This is a genomic window from Brachybacterium halotolerans subsp. kimchii (genome assembly GCF_020792675.1).
Taxonomy (GTDB): domain Bacteria; phylum Actinomycetota; class Actinomycetes; order Actinomycetales; family Dermabacteraceae; genus Brachybacterium; species Brachybacterium halotolerans.
Map to the genome: position 1 here is coordinate 3,836,593 of NZ_CP086254.1, position 21,106 is coordinate 3,857,698.

Genomic DNA, 21,106 nt, shown 5'->3' on the forward strand with positions numbered 1-21,106 from the left:
GACGACCCCGCCGCTGCACCGTTCGAGACCCGAGGAGACGGCCCCATGACCGAAGCATTCGACGCGATCGACGTCATCCGCGACAAGCGCGACGGCGCCCGCCTGAGCGACGAGAAGATCGACTGGGTGATCGACGCCTACACCCGCGGCGTCGTCGCCGAGGAGCAGATGGCGGCGCTCGCCATTGCCATCTTCCTGCGCGGCATGGACCGCGAGGAGATCGCCCGCTGGACCGCCGCGATGATCGCCTCCGGCGAGCGCATGGACTTCGGCTCGCTGTCCAAGGACACGACGGACAAGCACTCCACCGGCGGCGTGGGCGACAAGATCACGCTCCCGCTCGCCCCGCTCGTGGCGAGCTTCGGCGTCGCCGTCCCGCAGCTCTCCGGGCGCGGGCTCGGCCACACCGGGGGCACCCTGGACAAGCTCGAGTCCATCCCGGGCTGGCGGGCCGACCTCGGCAACGAGGAGATGATGGCACAGCTCGAGGACGTGGGCGCCGTGATCTGCGCGGCCGGCTCCGGACTCGCCCCGGCCGACAAGAAGCTCTACGCGCTGCGGGACGTCACCGGCACCGTCGAGGCGATCCCCCTGATCGCGAGCTCGATCATGAGCAAGAAGATCGCCGAGGGCACCGCCGCGCTGGTCCTCGACGTGAAGACCGGCGCCGGCGCCTTCATGCGCGAGGAGTCCGACGCCCGCGAGCTCGCCCGCACGATGGTCGACCTCGGCACCGACGCGGGCGTGCGCACCGTCGCCCTGCTCACCGACATGTCCGCGCCCCTCGGCCGGATGGTCGGCAACGCCCTCGAGGTCCGCGAGAGCGTCGACGTGCTCGCGGGCGGCGGCCCCGCGGACGTCGTCGAGCTCACGGTGGCGCTGGCCCGCGAGATGCTCGCCGCCGCCGGGAAGGACGACGTCGACGTCGAGGCCGCCCTCGCCGACGGCCGCGCGATGGACACCTGGAAGCGCATGATCTCCGCCCAGGGCGGCGATCCCGAGGCGCCTCTGCCCGTGGCATCGGACACCGAGGAGGTCCGGGCGTCGGCCGACGGCGTGGTCACGGGCCTGGACGCCCTGCAGGTCGGCGTGGCCGGCTGGCGCCTGGGCGCCGGGCGGTCCCGTCCCGGCGAGGCCGTGCAGGCCGGCGCGGGCGTCGAGCTCCACAAGGTGGTGGGGGAGAGGGTCGCCGCGGGCGAGGTGCTCGCGACCCTGCACACCGACACGCCCGACCGCTTCGGCCGCGCGCTCGAGGCGATCGACGGCGCCTGGACGATCGAGGCGACCGCCGCCGAGGACACGCGCCGGATCGTGCTGGACCGCATCGCCTGAGGCCCGCGGGGCGGTCCCGCTCAGCCCAGCAGCGAGCGCAGGCGCGGGACGATGTGATCGGTCATCAGCGGCGCGAGCTGCACCCCGGGGGCATCGTCCGCGCCGAGAGGGAACCAGCGGCCCTCCTCGAGCTCCGCGAAGACCTCGACGTCGCGGGGCAGGGAGTCCGAGGGGGCGAGGAACACGCTCGCCCGCACGATGGTCTCGGCCTCGTTCGCGGCCGGGGCCTCGAACTCGCCGAGCAGCTCCAGGCCCTCCTCCTCGAGCACGACGTCGAGCTCCTCGATCACCTCGCGGACGGCCGCCTCACGGGCGTCCTCCCCGGGCTCGAGCTTGCCGCCGACCTGCATGAACGCGTCGGTGCCGCGCTTGCGGACCGCGAACAGCTCGAGTCCCGACGGGCCCTCGCGCAGGAAGCAGACCGCCGCGATGGTGAGCACGGCCGGCCCGGTCCCGCCCGATGCCGGCCCGGGGGCTGCCTCGGGAACGCCGACGGAGCGCGCCGGGCTCTGCGCCCGGGCCTCGGCGCGGGCCGTGTCCGCGAGGGCCCGCAGGTGGGCGGTGCCCTCGCGCAGGCCGACGCAGCGCATCCCGGCCGCCCTCCAGCGGGCCACGTCGCCGCGCTGGTCGCGGGCGAGTCCCCAGCCGCGTCGCACGAGCGTGAGCGGGGGCTTGCGGGACTGGGAGAGATCACGGGCCAGGCGCAGGGAGAACACGAGGGGCGCGGGGCGGTCGACGACGAGGGCGTCGGCGAGCAGGCCCGCCGCCCGCAGCGGGGCGATGAGCTCGGCCGCGAAGATGCCCTCGGCGACGATGACCCGCTCCTCGTCGACCTCGAGCCTGCGTGTGCCGGTGCGCCGCGAGCGGGAGATCGAGTACTCGGGGATGTCCGCCCGGCCGTCGTGGGCGAGAGCGGTGAGCGCCTCGAGCGCCGCGCCCACGTTCCAGGACGCCGGGTCGTCCCAGTCGACGATCCCGAAGCGCTGCGGGAGGGCCTCGTCGTCGCCGTCGCGGTAGAACTCGTCGAGGGGCACGAGCGGCAGCCCGCTGCGCTGCGTCATCACGCCCTTGCCGCTGCCCGAGGGGCCCGCCACCAGGACGATCCGACGGGGTGGGGCGGGGGCTGCGGCGGGGTCTGTCATGGGGTCCGAGTCTAGGGGATCGGGCCTCGACGAGGACGCGGGAACCGCCCGCTCAGCCGATGCGCAGGATCACCTTGCTGCTCGTGGGATCGGTCGCGGCGGTGGTGAAGGCGGCCTCGGCCTCGTCGAGGGGGAACTCGTGGCTGATCACGCGCTCCGCCGTGTCGCTCCCGGCCAGCAGGCGCACCGCGACCTCGATCTCGGCGACGAAGCGGAAGGTGCCGCGGTAGTCGATCTCCTTGGAGACGATCGGCCCCAGGGAGACCGTCACGGGGGTCACGGGCAGGTTCCCGACCTGCACGATCGTGGAGGCGCGGGGGATGCAGCGGATGATCCCGTCGAGGGAGGCGGGCGCCCCGGAGCACTCGAAGGCGACGCTGATGCGCTCGTCCATGCCCTCGGGGGAGTCGGTCGTGACGTCGGCCCCCACGGAGGCGGCCGCGGCGCGCGCGGGCTCGGCGAGGTCGATCGCGGTGACGTGGGCGGCGCCCGCCGCCTTCACGGCGAGGACGACCAGGAGGCCGACGGGGCCGCAGCCACTGACCAGCACGTGCGCGCCCTCGACGTCGCCCGCACGGTGGACGGCGTGCATCGCGACGCCCAGCGGCTCCGCGAGTACGGCCCGTCGCGTGTCGAGGCCCTCGGGCAGCGGGACCACCTGCGCGGCGCGCACCTGCAGCACCTGTGCGAAGCCGCCGTCGGTGTGCGGGTCGCGCATGGCGGAGCCGAGGTAGGTGAGATCGGGATGGAGGTTGTCCCGTCCGGCGAGGCGCTCGGGCAGGGGACCGGTGGTCCGCGCGGGGTGGACGGTGACCGCCTGGCCCACCGTCAGCCCCGCGACGTCCGGGCCGAGGGCGCGAATGCGGCCGGAGACCTCGTGGCCCAGCACGAGCGGGTGGCGCATCTGGGCGGTCCCGGTCGCGCCGTGGCGCCAGTAGCCGAGGTCCGAGCCGCAGACGCCGCCCCACTCGACGTCGATCTGGACGTCGTCGGGACCGAGCTCGGGGATTTCGCGGTCGACGACCCGGAGGTCCTGCGCCTTCTGGAGCTGGAGAGCGCGCATGGTGTTCGCCTTTCGAGGGAGCGGTGGAGTGGAAGTGCAGTGCGAGGGGAGCGGGAGCGGCCCCGCGGGGTCAGCCCGGGTGCGGGTGCGTGCGCCGGGGCGCGGTCGGCGCGTCCAGGGAGGCGACGGCCTCCATGTGCTCGGCCATGGCGGCCTCGGCGCCGCGGGCGTCTCCCGCGAGGATCGCCTCGACGATGCGGACGTGCTCGGCGTGCTCGGCGCCCACGAGGCCGCGGGTGTCGCGCGTGGCGCGCAGGTCCTGCATGGCGCGGAACAGGGGAGTGCGCACGGCGTCGAGCACGCCCTGCAGCGCGAGGTTCCCGCTGAGCCGGGCGATCTCGCCGTGCAGGCGCAGGTCCAGCTGCGGGTAGCGCTCGGAGTCCTCGAGCGCCTCGCCCATCTTCCGGAGCAGGTCGGCGAGGCCCTGACGGTCCGCCGACCGCTCCTCGGACGCGAGGGACACGGCGGCGAGGCGGGCCGCCCGCGCCTCGAGCGGGGAGCGCAGGTCCATGAGGGCGGTGAATCCTCCGCCCGGCGACTCGCGCAGGGCGCGCGCGAGGGAGAAGCGGATGAGGGAGTGGTCCTGTGCGCGCACGCTCGCGCTGCGACCGTTGGCGATCTCGATGATGCCCAACGCCGCGAGCGCGCTCAGGGCCTCGCGGACGACCGTGCGCGAGACCCCGAAGCGCTCGGCGAGCGCGCCGGTCGCGGGCAGGGTGTCGCCCTCGCCGAGCCCGTCGTCGTCGATGAGGTCGAGCACCGCCTGGCGGGCGCGGGCGGCGAGGGACTCGCGGCTGAGGGCGGTCCCCTCCTCGCCGGTCCCGTCGTCCGAGAGGTAGGCCCAGGCGGGCGTCGTGCTCACAGGGAGTTCACCAGTCCGATCACACCCACCATGATGATCGCGATCGCGGAGATCCACAGCATCACCGAGGTGGGACGCCCGTCGCGGATCGCCGGCGAGGTCTGCGTGCGCGCGAGGTACAGGGTCGCGATCGCGGCGCCGATGAGGAAGATCGCGTTGAGGATGCCCGCGATGACCACGAGGGTCAGCGGCGAGGAGACGAGCGTGCCGAGCACGCCCCATCCGATCGGCAGCACGATCATGATCACCCGCTGCCAGCGGTCGCGGACCACCTGGTCGGACCAGTCGTAGGCGCCGAAGATCGCGAGGGTGTGCCCGACCTGGCGGCCCAGGCTCGGGACGTTCGCGAGGATCGTCTTGAACAGGGCGAGGCCCGCGCCGGCGAGGAAGACGACCCCGCCCCAGGTGCCGACCGTCGAGTCGAAGATCGACGAGATCGTCACCATCACCTCGTTGCCCTCCGGCACCAGGCCCTGCGGGTGCAGGACGGCCGCGCCGAGCATGAAGAAGGCCGCGGTCGAGCAGGTGTAGATGACCCAGGAGACCCAGACGTCGACCTTCATCACCGAGATCCATCCGCGGGCGCGGTCGATCCAGGCCTGCGAGCCGTCGTCGACGCCGGTCCAGGCCGCGTAGCCCTTCTCGACGACCCAGTAGGTGTAGGCGGTGGTCTCGCCGGCGCCGACGCCGGTCATGCCGAACATCGCCAGGGCGACGCCCGCGGATCCCGCGGCGATCCGCAGCTGCATGCCGTCGGCCACGTCGCCCAGGGTCCAGGCGTACTCGGTGCCGTTGAGCAGGAACAGCATGATCACGGCGAAGGCGGTCACCACCAGCACGAGCACCGTCGAGACGTTCTCGACGACCGCGTAGCGGTTGAAGACATGGATCCCGATCGCGACCACCACGAGGATCGCGACCCACACGCCGATCGACAGCAGCGAATAGGGCTCGGAGCCGATCGGCATCAGGGAGCTGAAGGCGAAGGCGGAGGCGCTGATCACGCCGGCCTGGCCGATGAAGAACTGCAGGAACATGAGCAGCACGAGCCAGGAGATCCAGCCGCGCTTGAGGATGCGGGGAGGGACGTCGTCGTAGCCGTCGATCGCGACCCTGCCGGTGGAGATCGACCAGCGGGCGAGCTCGATCTGCACCCACACCTTGAGGAACGTCGAGACCAGCACGAGCCACAGCAGCATGAAGCCGACCTGCGCGCCCAGCGTGGTCGCGGTGAGCAGCTCACCGGAGCCGACGACGGCGGCCGAGGTGATCATGCCCGGACCCAGGAAGCGCAGCTTGCCGCGGAAGGTGCGCGGCGGATCGGTGATCTGCGAGCCGTCGACCCTGTACGGATCCACTCGCGCGGACAGGGTGGCGCGCTCTGGGGGTGACGACTGCACGGACGTCGACATCGACGGGACTCCTCCGGAGAGACTGGGTGGGGATCGCTGTGCCCGGCGACGGGGCGCATCGGGTGCGCCGGGGGTGAAGCCCTCGGGGCGGATCCTGCGTGCGGCGCCGAACGACGAATCGAACCTATCACACAGGTAGATAGGTGGCGTTGGCGTGTGATGGGGCAGTCCCGCCCCCGAGCTGCGCGTGGAAGAATCTGCGTCATGACGAACCTCCCGAATGATCAGCTCGCCCCGATGATCGACCACACCCTGCTCAAGCCCGAGGCCACGCGGGCCGACGTCGACGCCCTCGCCCGCGAGGCCGAGGAGCTCGGCACCTACTCGATCTGCGTCTCGCCCTCGATGCTCCCGGTCGAGACCACCGTCAAGGTCGCGACCGTGTGCGGCTTCCCCTCGGGCCAGCACCAGAGCTCGATCAAGGCCGCCGAGGCCGCGGACTCCGTGGCGCGCGGGGCGGACGAGGTCGACATGGTCATCAACGTGGGCCTCGCGGTCTCCGGCGACGTCGACGGCGTCGAGGCCGACATCCGCGCCGTGCGCGAGGCGGTTCCCGCGCCGACCGTGCTCAAGGTGATCATCGAGTCGGCCGTGCTCAGCGACGAGCAGATCGTGGCCGCGTGCGAGGCGGCCGAGCGCGCGGGCGCCGACTTCGTGAAGACCTCCACCGGCTTCCACCCCGCGGGCGGAGCCACCGAGCACGCGGTCGCCCTCATGCGCAGGACGGTCGGCGACCGGCTCGGCGTGAAGGCCTCGGGCGGCGTGCGCACGCGCGAGGCCGCCGAGGCGATGGTCGCCGCCGGCGCCTCCCGGCTCGGCCTCTCCGGCTCCCGCGGCGTCCTCGAGGGCGACGCCGCCGGCTCCGGGTACTGAGCACGGGGTCGGGAGAGCACCGATGACGCGGACGTCGCTCATCACCGGGGCGAGCGCGGGACTGGGCGCGGAGTACGCCCGTGCCCTCGCCCGTCGCGGCGATCATCTGGTGCTCGTCGCGCGCCGGGCATCGGCGCTCGAGGAGCTGGCGACCGAGCTCGAGGGCCTCGGCGCCGACGGCATCGAGGTGCTGTCCGCGGACCTCGCGCAGGACGCGGACGTGCAGGCCGTCGTCGCCCGCCTCTCGGAGCCCTCGCGTCCCGTCGACGTCCTCGTGAGCAGCGCCGGCTTCGGACTGCCCCTCGCCTTCGAGCGCAACGACATCGAGGACGAGGTGCGCCATCTGCGCCTGCACGACGAGGTGCCCATGCGACTGATGCATGCGGTCCTCCCCGGCATGCTCGAGCGCGGGCGCGGGGCGATCCTGAACATCGCCTCGGTCGCCGCCTTCACCCCGCGCTCCACGTACTCGGCCGCGAAGGCCTGGACCGTGAGCTTCTCCCGCTGGGCGAACGCCCGATACCGGCCGCGCGGCGTGAGCGTCACGGCGGTCTGCCCCGGCTTCACCCACACGGAGTTCCATGCCCGGATGGGCCTGGCGCGGGGCAAGGAGGGCATCCCCGGGTGGATGTGGCTCGATGCGCCGCGGGTCGTCGAGGAGGCCCTGCACGACATCGCCCGCGGCAGGGCGATCTCCGTGCCGAGCCGCCGCTACCGGGCGATCGTCGCACTCACCCGCTTCCTCCCCACGGGGCTGCTCGCGAAGGCGGCCGCCCGCGGGCGCTGAGTTCGGGTCGGGCGTGCAGATCCGCTCAGTGCGGCAGGGCGACGCGCACGACGAACTCGTTGCCGTCCGGATCCGTCATCGTCCTCGACGACGCACCGGCCGGCGGACCGCCCGCTGATGCGACGCGCGCGCCGAGGCGCTCCAGCCGCTCGCACGCGGTGCTCAGCTCCGCGGCGTTCCCCACGCGGAGGGCGAGGCGGATCCGGTCCCTCCCGTGGCGCGGCATCAGAGGCGTGCCCGACCAGGTGATCTTGGCACCACCGCGGGGCGACTGGATCGCGGTCTCCTCACCCTCGTCCCAAACCAGCGGCCAGCCCAGGGCCGCACTCCAGAACTCGCCCAGCGCGCGGGTGCCGTCGCAGTTGACGGCGCCGATCACCCCGGTGCCGCGGAGGAATCCGTTGTCCGGCTCGATGATGCACATCTTGTTGCCCTCGGGATCCGCGAGGACCTCGTGCGGGTCCTCGTCGCCCTGGCCGATGTCGGCCCGCCGACCCCCTGCGCGGAGCGCACGCGCGATCATCGCCTCCATCGACGAGGCGCTCGCGGTGGTGAGATCGAGATGGATGCGGTTCTGCGAGGCCTTCCGGACGCTCGTCGGCACGAAGCGCAGGCGGAGGCCCTCTCCCTCACCCCCAAGGCCGGGCGGGACGACGCACCAGTCGCTTCCCGTCCCGGGTGCCGCCTCGCGGTCGAGGAGGGCGGCCCAGAAGATCGCGAGCGTCTCCGGCGAGTGCGCGTCGACATCGATGCCGTCCAGAGCCAGTCCGGTCATGGCGCGAGGGTATGCCCGCGCTCATCGGCGGACCAGCGAATTCCGAGCAGCCGGGAGGACCTGCGGGAGAGCGAGGTCAGGGCCCGCACGAACGGACACGCGCGCGAAGAGCACGGCGCGCATACTCGAGGCATGAGCGCCGAACGCACCGACCCCACGTCCTCCGCCGATGCCTCGCGGACCCGCGTGCAGGGCATGTTCGTCTCCCTCGACGGGTACGCCGCAGGCTCCTACGTGACCTTCGAGGAGCCGTTCGGCGAGGCGATCGCGCTCACCCGAGGGTTCGACGGCCGCGCCATCCACGGCGTCGACAAGATCGAGGACCTCAGCTTCGACGCCGCGATGACGAGCCTGTGGGGCCAGGGCATCGGCGTCGAGATCATGGGCCGACGCAAGTTCGGCCCGCAGACGGGGCCGTGGACCGATGACGGCTGGCGCGGCTGGTAGGGCGAGGAGCCGCCGTTCCGCACGCCCGTCATCGTCCTCACCCACCACGAGCGAGAGCCGATCGCCTTCGACAACGGCACCGTCTTCCACTTCCTGGACGCCTCGCCGCAGGAGGCGCTGCAGAGGGCGCATGAGCTCGCCCCGGGCACGGACGTGCGGATCGGCGGCGGCCCGACCACGGTGCGGGAGTTCCTCGCGGCCGACCTCGTGGACACGATGCACCTCACGATCGTGCCGGTCACCATCGGATCGGGCACGCGCCTGCTCGACGGGGGCCTGCCCTCCTCCGACGACTTCTTCATCGAGTCGGTCACGCTGCCCAGCGGTCGCGCCCATCAGATCTGGTACCGGCGCCGCGAGGACTGATCAGCGGCCGACGCGATCCAGCAGCCTCGCGTTCGCGGCGCTCCACGACTCGACCATGGACGTGCCGCCGTGCCCGTCCTGCTCGTCGATGACGAGCGTCGATCCCGGCCAGCGCCGGTGCAGCTCCCACGCCGTCACGGCGGGGCCCGAGACGTCCCGACGACCATGGATCAGCACCGCGGGCACACCCTCGAGCGCCGCCATGTTCTCGAGCAGCGGCGGATCCAGGAATCCGTCGTGCGACCAGTGGTGCGTGGTCAGGCGCACGAAGGCGAGACGGAACGCGTCGTCCTCCCAGCGCGGATCGCGGCGGACGGCAGGAGGGAGCCCCCTGTGCTCCGCATCGTCACGAGAGCCGGGACCGCCGGTGCCGATCGAGACGTGGATGTCCTCCCACAGCGCCCACTCCCGCGAGGCCTCGTCGCGCACGGCCGCGTCCGCGGAGTTCACCAGGCGAGCGTAGGCCTCGACGATCCGGCCCTCGCCGCGCCTGTATCCGATGCCCGCGCCCTCGGCGAAGGAGGCGAAGCGGTCCCAGGCCTCCGGGAAGATCGCCCCAACGCCCTCGGTGATCCAGTCGATCTCCCGGCGGCGGGTCGTCGTCACCGCGAACAGCACCACGCCGAGCACCCGCTCGGGATGGGACTGCGCGTACGCGAGGGCGAGGGTGGAGCCCCAGGACACCCCGTTGAGGATCCAGCGCTCCACGCCGCGCGCCTCGCGCAGGGCCTCGATGTCGTCGATGAGGTGCTGCGTCGTGTGCGCCGCCAGGGGCACCTCGGGATCCGAGGCGTGCGGCAGCGAACGCCCGCAGCCGCGTTGCTCGAGTCCGATCACCCGGGTGCGCTCGAGGTCGAACCGGTGGCGATACCCGCTCCTGCCGAGCCCGCCGCCCGGTCCGCCGTGGAGATACAGGGCGGGGACACCGTCGGGGGCGCCCCACTCCTCCCAGTAGATGCTCTGGCCGTCGGCGACGGGGAGCAGACCGCTCTCGCGCGGACCATCGGTCATCACTGGTCATCTCCTCCGTGCGCCGTGGGGTGCGCGTCTCGCACCGGGCTCGTCGATCGGCGCGCCGAGAGGTCACGCAGCCAGCGCCGCGCCCGCCGTCGGCTCGTCAGCCGCACGACGTCGACGTGCTCGGCGACCTGGGCCATCTCGGCGATCATCCGGGGACGCATGCGCTGCCGGTAGGTCACGACGTACCGGAGCACCTCGAGGTTCAGCCGATTGTGCACCCCGTTCGCGTGCTGACCGGCGCCATGGCGCACCTGCCGCCAGAGGACCCCGAGGAGTGCGCTCGTGGTGGGAACGTCCATCATCACCACGGTGTCGCATGCGGCAAGACGGATCGGAAGCGTCGTGCAGTGATTCCCGTCGATCACCCACCGGTCCCCGCTGACGATCTCGCGCTGGCGGGTCGCGAACGACTCGGCGGGCAGCGGATGCCAGTCCTCGTCGTAGTACTCGGCGTCGAGATGCGTGACCGGGACATCGAGCATCTTCCCGAGCGCGCGGGACACGTAGGTCTTGCCGCTCCCGCCCGATCCGACGACGGCGATCCTCTGCATGGCGCCCCTCATGCCCCGGTCAGGGACGTCCGCATCTCCTGGGTGATCTGCTCGAGGTGCGCGGCGGCGGTCGTGCGCACGTCGCCGAGCGCTGCCGCGTCGGCCTCCGGGTCCACGGCCTCGTGCACCTCGATGTAGCACTTGAGCTTGGGCTCGGTGCCGGAGGGGCGGACGATCACACGGGAGTCGTCGGCCGTGGCGAGCAGGACGCCGTCGGTGGGCGGCAGGCCCGTGGTCGCGACGGAGCCCTCGGCGAGGTCCTGCACCTCGGTGACGGCGCTGGCCGCGAGCGCGCGGGGCGGCTGCTCGCGCAGGCGGGCCATCATCACGTCGCGCTCGGAGAGCTCGGTGACGCGGATCGAGAGCTGCGAGGTCGCGAAGAGGCCCGTCGACCGCGCGAGGTCGTCGAGGTCCTCCACGAGGCTGCGCCCGCGGGCACGCGCATCGGCCGCGGCCTCGGCGACCAGCAGCGCCGCGGAGAGCCCGTCCTTGTCGCGCACCACGTCCGGCAGCACGCAGTAGCCGATCGCCTCCTCGTAGCCGAAGACGATCCCGGGGGTGCGGGCGATCCACTTGAAGCCCGTGAGCGTGGTCGCGGCATCGCGCCCGTCGGCCCGGGCGATCCGCGAGAGCCAGCGCGAGGAGACCACGGAGTTCGCGAACACGCCGCGGGCGCCGTGGCCGCGCAGCAGCCGCGCCCCCAGCAGCACGCCGAGCTCATCGCCCGTGAGCATCCGCCAGTCGCCCAGATGCGGATCGACGACGGCCGCGGCGCAGCGGTCCGCGTCGGGATCGTTCGCGATCACCACGTCGGCCTCGAGCGTCCGCGCGAGCTCGAGGGCGAGGTCGATCGCCCCCTTCTCCTCGGGATTCGGGAAGGCGACGGTCGGGAAGTCCGGATCCGGATCGGCCTGCTTCGCGACCGAGTGCACGTCGGTGAAGGCGTTCTGGTGCAGGGCGGCGATCGCCGTCGCCCCGCCCACGCCGTGCATGGCCGTGTGCACGATCCGCACCTCGCGCGGCGAGTCCGGCTGAAGGATCGTGGAGATCGCCTCGAGATAGGCCGCGGGGACGGAGGGGTCCATGACCTGCCAGCCCGAGGCAGCGCGTGGGATCTCCCGGACGGGGCCGACGGCCGCGATGCGCGCGGCGATCTGCGCGTCCGACGGCGGGACGATCTGCACGCCCCGGCCATCGGGCTCGCTCGCGCGTCCGCCCAGGTAGACCTTGTAGCCGTTGTCGGCCGGAGGATTGTGGGATGCGGTGACGACGACCCCGGCGTCGGCGTCCAGGTGCCGGGTCGCGAAGGCCACGAGCGGGGTCGGGCAGTGCCCGTCGGAGAGGACCACCCGGCAGCCGGCGGCCGTCATGATCGCCGCGGACTCCCGCGCGAACGCCTCGGAGTGGTGGCGGGCGTCGTGCCCGATCACCACGAGAGGCGCCGCGTCGGTGCCGCCTCCGCCGAGCTCGCCGAGCAGGTGGTCGGCCAGCCCGCGGGCGGCGCGGGAGACCACGGAGAGGTTCATGCGGTGCGGGCCGGGGCCCATGCGACCGCGCAGGCCCGCGGTGCCGAAGGCGAGGGTGCCGTCGAAGGCGTCGGCCAGCTCCTCGGCCGCGGCCGCCGCCTCCTGGCCCGTGCCGTCCGCCTGGTCGAGCAGGCCCTGCAGCGCGGCCCGCGTCGACGGGTCGGGATCGTCGTCCATCCACTCCTGCGCGCGGGAGCGCAGCTGCACGTCGATCATCACGCCGCCTCGGCGATCCTGCGCACCACGCGCGCGAGCAGATCCGCGATGCGCGGCCCTGCCTCGCGACCCGCCTCGACGACCTCCTCGTGGCTGAGCGGGGTCGGGCTGATGCCCGCCGCCAGGTTCGTCACCAGGGAGATGCCCAGGATGTCCATGCCCGCCTCGCGGGCGGCGATCGCCTCGAGCGCGGTGGACATGCCCACGAGCGTCGCGCCCATCGTGCGTGCCATGCGGACCTCGGCGGGGGTCTCGTAGCTGGGGCCGCGGAACTGCATGTACACGCCCTCGGCGAGGGAGGGGTCGACCTCGTGGGCCACGTCCCGCAGGCGCGGGGTGTACAGGTCGGTGACGTCCACGAAGGTCGCGCCGCGCAGCGGGCTCGCGCCCGTGAAGTTGATCTGGTCGGAGATCAGCACCGGGGTGCCGGGCGCCCAGGACTCGTCGATCCCGCCGCACCCGTTGGTCAGCACCATGGTGCCGGCGCCGGTCGCTGCGGCGGTGCGCACGCCGTGCACCACCGCCTCGACCCCCGCGCCCTCGTAGTAGTGGGTGCGGGCCCCGATCACGAGCGCGTGGGCGTCGCCGCCCTCGATCGCGATGGAGCGCAGCGTCCCCACGTGGCCCGCGAGGGCGGGCGCGCGGAAGCCGGGGACCTGGGTCGCGGGAGCCTCCCAGACGGTCTCACCCAGCAGGTCGGCCGCGCCGCCCCACCCGGAGCCCAGCACCAGGGCGATGTCATGACGGGGGACGCCGCTGAGTTCCGCGATGCGGGCGGCCGCCTCGCGGGCGGCGGCCTGTGGATCGACGTCGAGTTCGCTCATGCGCCCCAGCCTACGGCGGCTCGTGGGCCACAATGAGCAGATGGCCGATCCGAGCACAGCACTGCCCCCGGACCCCGACCGCACCGGCCCCGACGACGGCGCGGAGCCGCGGGTCGTGATCATCGGCGGAGGTCCCGGAGGATACGAGGCGGCGCTGACGGCCGCGCGCACCGGCGCCCGGGTGACCCTCGTCGAGGAGCGCGGCATCGGCGGCGCGGCGGTGCTCACCGACGTGGTCCCCTCCAAGAGCCTCGTCGCCACGGCCGACGTCCTCGACGTCGTCGGCGCCTCGGCCGGGCTCGGCATCCGCGACGCCGAGGACGCCGGAGAGCCCGTCGCCGGATCCCTCACGGTGGACCTCGCCCGCGTGAACGAGCGCCTGCGCGCCCTCGCCCGCGCCCAGTCGGAGGACATCGCGGCCTCGCTCGCGGCCTCAGGCGTCGTGGTGCGCGCGGGGCGCGGACGCCTCGAGGACGCCGAGCACGTGGCGGTGCTCTCGGCGGACGGCGAGGTCGTCGAGGTGCTCCCGGCCGACGTGGTCCTGCTGTCCGTCGGCGCGCGACCCCGCGAGCTGCCCGAGGGGCGTCCCGACGGCGAGCGGATCCTGTCCTGGACCCAGCTCTACGACCTCGACGAGCTGCCCTCGCACCTGATCGTCGTCGGCTCGGGCGTCACCGGTGCCGAGTTCGCGAGCGCCTACCGCGCCCTCGGCAGCGAGGTCACCCTGGTCTCCTCGCGCGACCAGGTGCTCCCGGGAGGCGACGAGGACGCCGCAGCTGTCCTCGAGGAGGCCTTCACCCGCCGCGGCGTCACCCTGTGCTCCCGCTCGCGCGCCGCGTCCGCGCGGCGCGAACGGGTCGCCGACGGCGACGGCGCCGACGGCGGGGACGACGGTGACGGCAGCGGGGAAGGAGTCGTCGTCACCCTCGAGGACGGCCGGGAGATCCGCGGGAGCCACGTGCTGATGGCCCTCGGCGCGGTCCCCGCGACGGCGGGGCTGGGGCTCGAGGAGGCGGGCGTGCGCCTGCGGCCGAGCGGTCACATCGACACCGACCGGGTCTCCCGCACCTCCGTGCGCGGGGTCTACGCGGCGGGCGACTGCACGGGCGTCCACCCGCTCGCCTCCGTCGCCGCCATGCAGGGGCGCATCGCCATGCACCACGCCCTCGGCGATGCGGTGAGCCCTCTCATCCACCAGCAGGTGTCCTCGGCCGTGTTCACGAGCCCCGAGATCGCCATGGTCGGGCTCGGCGCCCGCGAGCTCGTCGACGGGGCCGACGGCGAGGTGCACGTGCTCCCGCTCGCGACGAACCCGCGCGCGAAGATGCAGGGGCTCACGGCCGGTTTCGTGAAGCTCGTCGTGCGCCCCGGATCGGGGACCGTGATGGGCGGGGTGGTCGTCGCCCCGCGGGCGAGCGAGCTCATCCACCCCATCACCCTCGCCGTCGCGCAGCGGATGACGGCCGACGAGCTCGCCTCGGCCTTCACCGTCTACCCCTCGCTCACCGGCTCGATCGCCGAGGCGGCGAGACGGCCCGCGGGGGAGTAGGCGTCGCAGCACCCCGGGACGCGCCGGGGAGCGCGTGCCCGCGCGGGTGAGGTGACGAGCGCTCTCAGTCCTCGATGCTGCAGAGCACGGCGCCCGCGGACACGGTGGCGCCGACCTCGGCGTCCAGGCCCGAGATCTTCCCGGAGCGGTGCGCGGTGATGGGCTGCTCCATCTTCATCGCCTCGAGGACGAGCACGAGGTCGCCGTCGGCGACGCTCTGCCCGTTCTCGACCATGATCTTCACGATCGTGCCCTGCATCGGCGCGGTGACGGCGGCGCCGCCCGCGGAACCGGCCTCCGCCTGGCGCTTGCCGACGCGGCGACGCTGGCGCACGGGCTGCTGCGGGGCGCGCAGGGAGGCCGGCAGGCTGACCTCGACGCGGCGGCCGTCGACCTCGACGACCACGGACTCGCGGCCCTCGGGCTCCTCGGGCTGCGCCGGCAGCGCGGCCTGCGGGATGTCGTTGTCGAACTCGGTCTCGATCCAGCGGGTGTGGACAGAGAACGGGGTCTTCGCATCCGACGGGGCGAACGCCGGGTCGCTCACGACCTTCCGGTGGAAGGGGAGCACCGTGGGCATGCCCTCGATGCGGAACTCCTCGAGCGCGCGGCGGGAGCGCTCGAGCGCCTCCTGGCGGGTGGCGCCGGTGATGATGAGCTTGCCGAGCATCGAGTCGAAGGCGCCGGAGACCTCGTCGCCCTCGCGCACGCCGGAATCGACGCGCACGCCCGGGCCCGACGGCGGGGAGAAGAGCTTGACGACGCCGGGCGAGGGCAGGAAGCCGCGCCCCGCGTCCTCGCCGTTGAGGCGGAACTCGAAGGAGTGCCCGCGCGCGATCGGATCGGTCGAGGAGATCTTCTCGCCGGCGGCGATGCGGAACTGCTCGCGCACCAGGTCCACGCCCGCGACCTCCTCGGAGACCGGGTGCTCGACCTGGAGGCGCGTGTTGACCTCGAGGAAGGAGATGGTGCCGTCCATGCCCACGAGGAACTCGCAGGTGCCGGCGCCCACGTAGCCGGCCTCGGCGAGGATCGACTTGGAGGCGGCCACGAGCTCTGCGTTCTGCTCGCGCGAGAGGAAGGGTGCGGGCGCCTCCTCGACGAGCTTCTGATGGCGGCGCTGCAGGGAGCAGTCGCGGGTCGAGACGACCTGGATGTTGCCATGGGCGTCGGCCAGGCACTGGGTCTCCACGTGCCGGGGGGCGTCGAGGTACTTCTCGACGAAGCACTCGCCGCGGCCGAAGGCTGCGGTGGCCTCGCGCACCGCGGAGTCGAACAGCTCGCGGACCTCGGACTCCTCGCGGGCGACCTTGAGGCCGCGGCCGCCGCCGCCGAAGGCGGCCTTGATCGCGATCGGCAGGCCGTGCTCGCGGGCGAACTCGACGACCTCGTCGCTGCCCTCGACCGGGTCCTTGGTGCCGGCGACGAGCGGGGCGCCGGCCTTCTCGGCGATGTGGCGCGCGGAGACCTTGTCGCCGAGGGACTCGATGGCCGACGGGGGCGGACCGATCCACACCAGCCCCGCATCGATCACGGCCTGCGCGAACTCGGCGTTCTCCGAGAGGAAGCCGTAGCCGGGGTGGACGGCCTCGGCGCCCGAGCGCTCGGCGATGTCCAGCAGCTTGTCCACGACCAGGTACGAGTTCGCGGCGGTCTCGCCGCCCAGCGCGTAGGCCTCGTCGGCCACCGTGGTGTGCAGGGCGTTGCGATCGGGGTCCGCGTAGACGGCGATCGAGCGCAGTCCCGCGTCCTTGCAGGCCCTGGCCACACGTACCGCGATCTCCCCGCGATTGGCGATGAGCACCGATCCGAACGGGCGGTGCTGGGAGCTGCGAGATGCCATGGGGCGGGTCCTTCCGGGGGAGATGATCGGGTCGAGTCTAGTTCAGCGGGCGCGCGCGTCGAATCCTCCCGGGCGGCGCGCCGCGCACGTCACTGGGCGCCTGCGGTCTCAGTCCTCGCGCCAGAGCTCGTGCACGCCGATGCCGATCAGGCCGAGCAGATCGCGCAGCAGGGGGAGGCTCAGACCGACGACCGCGTGCGGATCGCCCGTCACGGAGGTGATGAAGGGCCCTCCGAGGCCGTCGATCGTGAATCCGCCCGCGACGCCGAGGGGCTCGCCGGTGGCGACGTAGGCCTCGATCTCCTCGTCGGAGAGATCGGCGAAGGAGACCTCGGCGCTCGCCGTCGCCCCGATCGTCGCGCCCGTGCCCTCGTCCTCGACGTCCCGGTCGTCCACGAGCCAGTGCCCGCTGTGGAGCACGGCGGTGCGGCCGCGCAGCTCCCGCCAGCGCTCCGTCGCCCGCTCCGGGGTGTGCGGCTTGCCGATGACCTCGCCGTCGACCTCGAGCATCGAGTCGCAGCCCAGGACGACGTACCCGCCCTCGGACTCCTCGAGGACCGCATGGGCCTTCTCCCGGGCGAGCAGCAGCACCGCCTCGGCGGGCTCGAGATCGCCCGCGGCCGCGAGCAGGGCGTCCTCGTCGAGATCGGCCGCCATCGCATCGAACTCGATGCCCGCCCGCTCGAGGGTCGAGCGCCGGCCCTGCGAGGCGGAGGCGAGGAGGAGCAGGGGCAGGGACTCGTCGACGGCGCTCATGCCAGGGCCTCCTTGAGGACGGACAGCGGCAGGCTGCCGAGCTCGAGGGCCCGGCGGTGGAAGTCGCGAGGGTCGCCGCCCGCGGGGACGTGCTGCGCGCGCAGCTGCTCCCAGGTGCGGCGGCCGACGGCGTAGGACGGCGCCTGGCCCGGCCAGCCCGTGTAGCGGTTGAGCTCGAAGCGGCGCTCGGCCTCGCTCGCGCCCCAGTTCGGCGCCATGAAGTCCCAGGCGGCGTCGAAGGTCCACGCGCCGCCGTCGGCCCCCGGCAGTCCCGTGGGCATCGGCAGCTGCAGGTGCAGGCCGATGTCCAGGACCACGCGGCCCGCGCGCATGCGCTGGGAGTCGAGCATGCCGAGGCGGTCGCCGTCGTCCTCGAGGTACCCCAGGGAGTCCATGAGCTTCTCGGCGTACAGCGCCCAGCCCTCGCCGTGCGCGGAGACCCAGCACATCAGGGCGCGCCAGCGGTTCAGGGTCGCCGCCTGGAGGGTCTGCGTGCCGACCTGCAGGTGATGCCCGGGAACGCCCTCGTGGTAGACGGTCGTGGTCTCCGTCCAGGTGCGGAACTCGGTGTTCTCGGGCGGCACGTCCCACCACATGCGGCCGGGCCGCGTGAAGTCCTCGCTGGGACCGGTGTAGTAGATGCCGCCCGAGCCCGTGCGGGCGATCATGCACTCCAGGCGCTGGAGCTGCTCGGGGATGTCGAAGTGGGTGCCGGTGAGCTCGCGCAGCGCGGTGTCGGACTTCTCCTGCATCCAGGTGCGCAGCGCCTCGGTGCCGTGGAGGATGCGCGCGGGATCCGCGTCCAGAGAGGCCCGGGCGGCCTCGATCGAGGAGCCGCCGCCGTTGCCGTAGTGGGCGTTCAGACGGCCCGCCACCTGCTCCTGCTCCGCGATGATCTCGTGGAGCTGATCGATGCCCCACGCGTACGTCTCCTCGAGGTCGACCTCCTCGCCGAGGAACACGCGGGAGGCCAGCCGGTAGTGGTCGCGCCCGACGGCGTCCGCGTCCGGGGCCTGCTCGCGCAGCGACTCGAGGACCTCGGCGATCCCGCGGTATCCGCGGGAGGCCTCCTGCGCGGCGGCGGCGACGTACTCGCGCTGGGCGTCGTCGCCCTTCGCCTCGCGGGCGAAGGCGGGGAAGAAGTCCTCGGCGTAGCCGCGCGCCTGGGCGGCGCCCAGATCCAGCTGCCGGCGGGCGGAGACGACCCCCGCGGCGGCGGCCTCGCGCAGGGACTGCGCCCAGCCCTCGAGCGAGTCGGGGATCTTCGCGAGGCGCTCGGCGATGACCTCCCAGTCCTCCGCGGTCCCGGTCGCCATCTGGTCGAACACGTCACGGATCTGCAGCGTCGAGGCGAGATTGTTGACGGTCGCGACGTCGAGGTGCTGCTCGGCGAGCTCGATCTCGAGGCCCAGGCGCTCGCGCATGGCGGCGCGGGTGACCGCGTCGACCGCGTCCTCGTCGGGGGTGCTCTCGATGCGCTCGAGGGTCCGACGGGCCTGATCGGTGCGCGCGGCGATCGCCGCGGGGGAGAAGTCGGTGACCTCGCCCTCGTGCCCGGGGACCCCCAGCTCGGTCGCGAGGAACGGATCGGCGGCGATGGAGCGCTCGACGTGCTCGTCGGCGACGGCGTCCAGGGCCGTGCGCGTGCGCTGCGAGGGGGACTGCGGGGGAGCGTCTGAGGTCATGGCGCCAGCCTAGGCGAGGAGCCCCGGCGTCTCGGCCGAACGCGCGGGTCAGCGGTCCGAGAACATCCAGGCGGACTCGGAGGGGAGGGCGCGCAGCGCATGAGAGCGGGGGAAGCTGTGGGCGGCGTCGGACCAGGCCCCTGCGGCCCCGCGGTGCTCGTCGGCCAGGGCGCGCTCGCCGGCCTCGATGCGACTCGCGACGCTCATCGCGGAGACCGCGACGGCGATCGCGGCGAGCTCGTCGTCGGCCAGGCGCCCGGCGACCAGCCGCACGTCCCCGCCGGCGACGGCGACGGCCTGGCCGCCGCGCAGGTCCGGCTCTCCCGCGCCGCCGTTCGCGCTGCCCGCGCTCACAGCGGGATGTTCCCGTGCTTCTTGGTGGGCAGCGACTGGCGCTTGGTGCGCAGCATGCGCAGCGCGCGGGCGATCTGGATGCGCGTGGCGGAGGGCTCGATGACGCTGTCGATCCAGCCGCGCTCGGCGGCGGCGTACGGGGTCGCGAACTCCTCTTCGTACTCCGTCTGCAGCTTCGCGCGCTCGGCCTCGACGTCGCCGCCCTCCTCCGCGACCTTCTTCAGGTTCTGGCGGTGCAGGATGTTCACGGCGCCCTGGGCGCCCATCACGGCGATCTGCGCGGTGGGCCAGGCGAGGTTCACATCGGCCCCGAGGTCCTTCGAGCCCATGACGATGTAGGCGCCGCCGTAGGCCTTGCGGGTGATCACCGTGACCAGCGGCACGGTCGCCTCGGCGTACGCGTACAGCAGCTTCGCGCCGCGGCGGATGATGCCGCTGAACTCCTGGTCGGTGCCGGGCAGGAATCCGGGGGTGTCCACGAAGGTCAGCACGGGGATGTTGTTCGCGTCGCATAGGCGCACGAAGCGGGCCGCCTTCTCGGAGGCGTCGATGTCCAGGGTGCCCGCGAAGTGCGAGGGCTGGTTGGCGATGATGCCGACGCTGCCGCCCTCGATGCGGCCGAAGCCGACCATGATGTTCTGCGCGAAGCTCGGCTGGACCTCGAGGAACTCGCCGTCGTCCAGCACCGTCTGCAGCACCTGCAGCATGTCGTAGGGCTGGTTGGGGGAGTCCGGGATCAGCTGGTCCAGCGTCCGGTCCTCGGAGGTGGTCTGCTCGTCGAACGGGGTGGGGAACGACGGGGCGGGGCTCAGCGTGTTCGAGGGCAGGTAGCTCAGCACGTCCTTGACGTACTCGATCGCATCGTCCTCGTCGGGCGCCATGTAGTGGGCCACGCCCGAGCGCGTCGAATGGGTGCGGGCGCCGCCGAGCTCCTCGAAGCCGACGTCCTCGCCGGTGACGGTGCGGATCACGTCGGGCCCGGTGATGAACATGTGCGAGGTCTTCTCGACCATCACGATGATGTCCGTGAGCGCGGGGGAGTACACGGCGCCGCCCGCGGCCGGGCCCATCACGAGCGAGATCTGCGGGATCACGCCCGAGGCGCGCGTGTTGCGGCGCATGATGCCGGCGAACATCGCGAGCGAGGCGACGCCCTCCTGGATGCGCGCGCCGCCGCCGTCGAGGATGCCGATGATCGGCACGCCCGTGGACAGCGCGAGGTCCTGCACCTTCTGGATCTTGCGGCCGTGGGCCTCGCCGAGCGAGCCTCCGAAGACCGTGAAGTCCTGCGAGTAGACGCACACCTGGCGGCCGTCGATCGTGCCGTAGCCGGTGACGATGCCGTCGCCGTCGGGACGGCGCTTCTCGAGTCCGAAGGCATGCGACTGATGCGTCACGAAACGATCGGTCTCGACGAACGAGCCGTCGTCCAGGAGGTCGGTGATGCGCTCGCGGGCGGTCTTCTTGCCGCGCGCATGCTGCTTCTCGACCGCGACCTCGTCGGCTGCGTGGACGACTCGGTCCTCGCGTTTCTGCAGGTCGGCGAGTCGTTCGGCCGTGTTCAGAGGCCGGGGGGCGTCGGTCACGGAACCTCCTGTGCGGACCGTCGGGGAAACACGGGGATACTACGCTACCCAGGCGCTCCGCCCCCGCATCAGGGGCGGTGCGGGCAGGTCGCGGCCCTCATGAGGGGACGCGAGGAGCGGGACGATCAGGAGGGCGG

20 protein-coding genes are annotated in these 21,106 nt (G+C 73.1%); 6 read left to right on the plus strand and 14 right to left on the minus strand.

Annotation, left to right across the window (positions count from 1 at the left end; translation table 11 throughout):
* Window positions 1–45: 45 nt before the first annotated feature.
* On the plus strand, window positions 46–1,332 hold the full coding sequence (locus tag Bra3105_RS17130; RefSeq protein WP_228357877.1) for a thymidine phosphorylase: 1,287 nt from the start codon (window positions 46–48) through the stop codon (window positions 1,330–1,332).
* 20 nt (window positions 1,333–1,352) lie between these two features.
* On the opposite strand, the gene Bra3105_RS17135 is transcribed toward Bra3105_RS17130, so the two are convergent.
* The 4 genes from Bra3105_RS17135 to Bra3105_RS17150 all read right to left on the minus strand — a co-directional run bounded on the left by Bra3105_RS17135 (window position 1,353) and on the right by Bra3105_RS17150 (window position 5,811).
* Window positions 1,353–2,474, minus strand: coding sequence for an NUDIX domain-containing protein (locus tag Bra3105_RS17135; protein WP_200503037.1), 1,122 nt, complete (start codon window positions 2,472–2,474; stop codon window positions 1,353–1,355).
* Window positions 2,475–2,526: 52 nt separating this feature from the next.
* The gene (locus Bra3105_RS17140; protein WP_228357878.1) at window positions 2,527–3,537 is read right to left on the minus strand and encodes an L-idonate 5-dehydrogenase; all 1,011 of its coding nucleotides are present in this window, start codon (window positions 3,535–3,537) and stop codon (window positions 2,527–2,529) included.
* A gap of 70 nt (window positions 3,538–3,607) precedes the next feature.
* Window positions 3,608–4,399 (minus strand): FadR/GntR family transcriptional regulator, encoded by a 792-nt coding sequence (locus Bra3105_RS17145; RefSeq protein WP_200503039.1) that lies wholly within the window; start codon window positions 4,397–4,399, stop codon window positions 3,608–3,610.
* Complete coding sequence (locus Bra3105_RS17150; RefSeq protein WP_228357879.1) at window positions 4,396–5,811, minus strand: Nramp family divalent metal transporter; 1,416 nt, start codon at window positions 5,809–5,811, stop codon at window positions 4,396–4,398. The genes Bra3105_RS17145 and Bra3105_RS17150 overlap by 4 nt, the downstream gene beginning before the upstream one ends.
* Before the next feature lie 204 nt (window positions 5,812–6,015).
* Between Bra3105_RS17150 and deoC the strand changes: the two genes are divergently transcribed.
* Complete coding sequence (gene deoC / locus Bra3105_RS17155) at window positions 6,016–6,684, plus strand: deoxyribose-phosphate aldolase (RefSeq protein WP_200503041.1); 669 nt, start codon at window positions 6,016–6,018, stop codon at window positions 6,682–6,684.
* Window positions 6,685–6,706: 22 nt separating this feature from the next.
* The gene (locus Bra3105_RS17160; RefSeq protein ID WP_228357880.1) at window positions 6,707–7,471 is read left to right on the plus strand and encodes an SDR family NAD(P)-dependent oxidoreductase; all 765 of its coding nucleotides are present in this window, start codon (window positions 6,707–6,709) and stop codon (window positions 7,469–7,471) included.
* Window positions 7,472–7,496: 25 nt separating this feature from the next.
* On the opposite strand, the gene Bra3105_RS17165 is transcribed toward Bra3105_RS17160, so the two are convergent.
* Complete coding sequence (locus Bra3105_RS17165) at window positions 7,497–8,246, minus strand: VOC family protein (protein ID WP_228357881.1); 750 nt, start codon at window positions 8,244–8,246, stop codon at window positions 7,497–7,499.
* Window positions 8,247–8,378: 132 nt separating this feature from the next.
* On the opposite strand from Bra3105_RS17165, the gene Bra3105_RS18600 reads away from it, so the two are divergent.
* The gene (locus Bra3105_RS18600) at window positions 8,379–8,693 is read left to right on the plus strand and encodes a hypothetical protein (RefSeq protein WP_323188832.1); all 315 of its coding nucleotides are present in this window, start codon (window positions 8,379–8,381) and stop codon (window positions 8,691–8,693) included.
* Between the two features lie 30 nt (window positions 8,694–8,723).
* Window positions 8,724–9,059: a dihydrofolate reductase family protein gene (locus tag Bra3105_RS18605; RefSeq protein WP_323188864.1), complete on the plus strand. Its 336-nt coding sequence runs from the start codon at window positions 8,724–8,726 to the stop codon at window positions 9,057–9,059.
* On the opposite strand, the gene Bra3105_RS17175 is transcribed toward Bra3105_RS18605, so the two are convergent.
* The 4 genes from Bra3105_RS17175 to Bra3105_RS17190 are packed head-to-tail and all read right to left on the minus strand — an operon-like array spanning window position 9,060 to window position 13,196.
* On the minus strand, window positions 9,060–10,070 hold the full coding sequence (locus Bra3105_RS17175) for an alpha/beta fold hydrolase (RefSeq protein ID WP_228357882.1): 1,011 nt from the start codon (window positions 10,068–10,070) through the stop codon (window positions 9,060–9,062).
* A complete protein-coding gene (locus Bra3105_RS17180) occupies window positions 10,070–10,630 on the minus strand; it encodes a P-loop NTPase family protein (RefSeq protein ID WP_228357883.1) in 561 nt (186 codons plus the stop codon). Before Bra3105_RS17180 ends, Bra3105_RS17175 begins: the two co-directional genes overlap by 1 nt.
* An 8-nt stretch (window positions 10,631–10,638) precedes the next feature.
* Window positions 10,639–12,372: a phospho-sugar mutase gene (locus tag Bra3105_RS17185; RefSeq protein WP_228357884.1), complete on the minus strand. Its 1,734-nt coding sequence runs from the start codon at window positions 12,370–12,372 to the stop codon at window positions 10,639–10,641.
* Window positions 12,372–13,196, minus strand: a complete 825-nt coding sequence (locus Bra3105_RS17190) for a purine-nucleoside phosphorylase (protein ID WP_228357885.1) — start codon at window positions 13,194–13,196, stop codon at window positions 12,372–12,374. Before Bra3105_RS17190 ends, Bra3105_RS17185 begins: the two co-directional genes overlap by 1 nt.
* A gap of 40 nt (window positions 13,197–13,236) precedes the next feature.
* Here Bra3105_RS17190 and Bra3105_RS17195 point away from each other — a divergent pair, with 40 nt between their 5' ends.
* Window positions 13,237–14,745 carry an NAD(P)H-quinone dehydrogenase gene (locus Bra3105_RS17195; protein ID WP_228357886.1) on the plus strand — a complete coding sequence of 503 codons (1,509 nt, stop codon included), beginning with the start codon at window positions 13,237–13,239 and terminating at the stop codon, window positions 14,743–14,745.
* Window positions 14,746–14,809: 64 nt separating this feature from the next.
* On the opposite strand, the gene Bra3105_RS17200 is transcribed toward Bra3105_RS17195, so the two are convergent.
* From Bra3105_RS17200 to Bra3105_RS17220, 5 genes are all read right to left on the minus strand, one after another.
* Complete coding sequence (locus tag Bra3105_RS17200) at window positions 14,810–16,588, minus strand: acetyl/propionyl/methylcrotonyl-CoA carboxylase subunit alpha (protein ID WP_228357887.1); 1,779 nt, start codon at window positions 16,586–16,588, stop codon at window positions 14,810–14,812.
* A gap of 108 nt (window positions 16,589–16,696) precedes the next feature.
* Window positions 16,697–17,344 carry a Maf family protein gene (locus tag Bra3105_RS17205; RefSeq protein ID WP_228357888.1) on the minus strand — a complete coding sequence of 216 codons (648 nt, stop codon included), beginning with the start codon at window positions 17,342–17,344 and terminating at the stop codon, window positions 16,697–16,699.
* A complete protein-coding gene (locus Bra3105_RS17210; protein ID WP_228357889.1) occupies window positions 17,341–19,029 on the minus strand; it encodes a DUF885 domain-containing protein in 1,689 nt (562 codons plus the stop codon). The genes Bra3105_RS17205 and Bra3105_RS17210 overlap by 4 nt, the downstream gene beginning before the upstream one ends.
* A 48-nt stretch (window positions 19,030–19,077) precedes the next feature.
* Window positions 19,078–19,383 carry a hypothetical protein gene (locus tag Bra3105_RS17215; protein ID WP_228357890.1) on the minus strand — a complete coding sequence of 102 codons (306 nt, stop codon included), beginning with the start codon at window positions 19,381–19,383 and terminating at the stop codon, window positions 19,078–19,080.
* On the minus strand, window positions 19,380–20,969 hold the full coding sequence (locus tag Bra3105_RS17220; protein WP_228357891.1) for an acyl-CoA carboxylase subunit beta: 1,590 nt from the start codon (window positions 20,967–20,969) through the stop codon (window positions 19,380–19,382). Before Bra3105_RS17220 ends, Bra3105_RS17215 begins: the two co-directional genes overlap by 4 nt.
* Window positions 20,970–21,106: the final 137 nt, after the last annotated feature.

Excerpts from the sequence above, each read along its gene's own strand:
- Bra3105_RS17140 (WP_228357878.1), bottom strand. The coding sequence starts at position 3,537 with ATGCGCGCTCTCCAGCTCCAGAAGGCGCAGGACCTCCGGGTCGTCGAC.
- Bra3105_RS17210 (WP_228357889.1), bottom strand. The coding sequence starts at position 19,029 with ATGACCTCAGACGCTCCCCCGCAGTCCCCCTCGCAGCGCACGCGCACG.
- Bra3105_RS17180 (WP_228357883.1), bottom strand. The coding sequence starts at position 10,630 with ATGCAGAGGATCGCCGTCGTCGGATCGGGCGGGAGCGGCAAGACCTAC.
- Bra3105_RS17185 (WP_228357884.1), bottom strand. The coding sequence starts at position 12,372 with ATGATCGACGTGCAGCTGCGCTCCCGCGCGCAGGAGTGGATGGACGAC.
- Bra3105_RS17130 (WP_228357877.1), top strand. The coding sequence starts at position 46 with ATGACCGAAGCATTCGACGCGATCGACGTCATCCGCGACAAGCGCGAC.
- Bra3105_RS17175 (WP_228357882.1), bottom strand. The coding sequence starts at position 10,070 with ATGACCGATGGTCCGCGCGAGAGCGGTCTGCTCCCCGTCGCCGACGGC.
- Bra3105_RS17165 (WP_228357881.1), bottom strand. The coding sequence starts at position 8,246 with ATGACCGGACTGGCTCTGGACGGCATCGATGTCGACGCGCACTCGCCG.
- Bra3105_RS17190 (WP_228357885.1), bottom strand. The coding sequence starts at position 13,196 with ATGAGCGAACTCGACGTCGATCCACAGGCCGCCGCCCGCGAGGCGGCC.
- Bra3105_RS17160 (WP_228357880.1), top strand. The coding sequence starts at position 6,707 with ATGACGCGGACGTCGCTCATCACCGGGGCGAGCGCGGGACTGGGCGCG.
- Bra3105_RS17135 (WP_200503037.1), bottom strand. The coding sequence starts at position 2,474 with ATGACAGACCCCGCCGCAGCCCCCGCCCCACCCCGTCGGATCGTCCTG.
- deoC (WP_200503041.1), top strand. The coding sequence starts at position 6,016 with ATGACGAACCTCCCGAATGATCAGCTCGCCCCGATGATCGACCACACC.
- Bra3105_RS17200 (WP_228357887.1), bottom strand. The coding sequence starts at position 16,588 with ATGGCATCTCGCAGCTCCCAGCACCGCCCGTTCGGATCGGTGCTCATC.
- Bra3105_RS18600 (WP_323188832.1), top strand. The coding sequence starts at position 8,379 with ATGAGCGCCGAACGCACCGACCCCACGTCCTCCGCCGATGCCTCGCGG.
- Bra3105_RS17205 (WP_228357888.1), bottom strand. The coding sequence starts at position 17,344 with ATGAGCGCCGTCGACGAGTCCCTGCCCCTGCTCCTCCTCGCCTCCGCC.
- Bra3105_RS17195 (WP_228357886.1), top strand. The coding sequence starts at position 13,237 with ATGGCCGATCCGAGCACAGCACTGCCCCCGGACCCCGACCGCACCGGC.
- Bra3105_RS17150 (WP_228357879.1), bottom strand. The coding sequence starts at position 5,811 with ATGTCGACGTCCGTGCAGTCGTCACCCCCAGAGCGCGCCACCCTGTCC.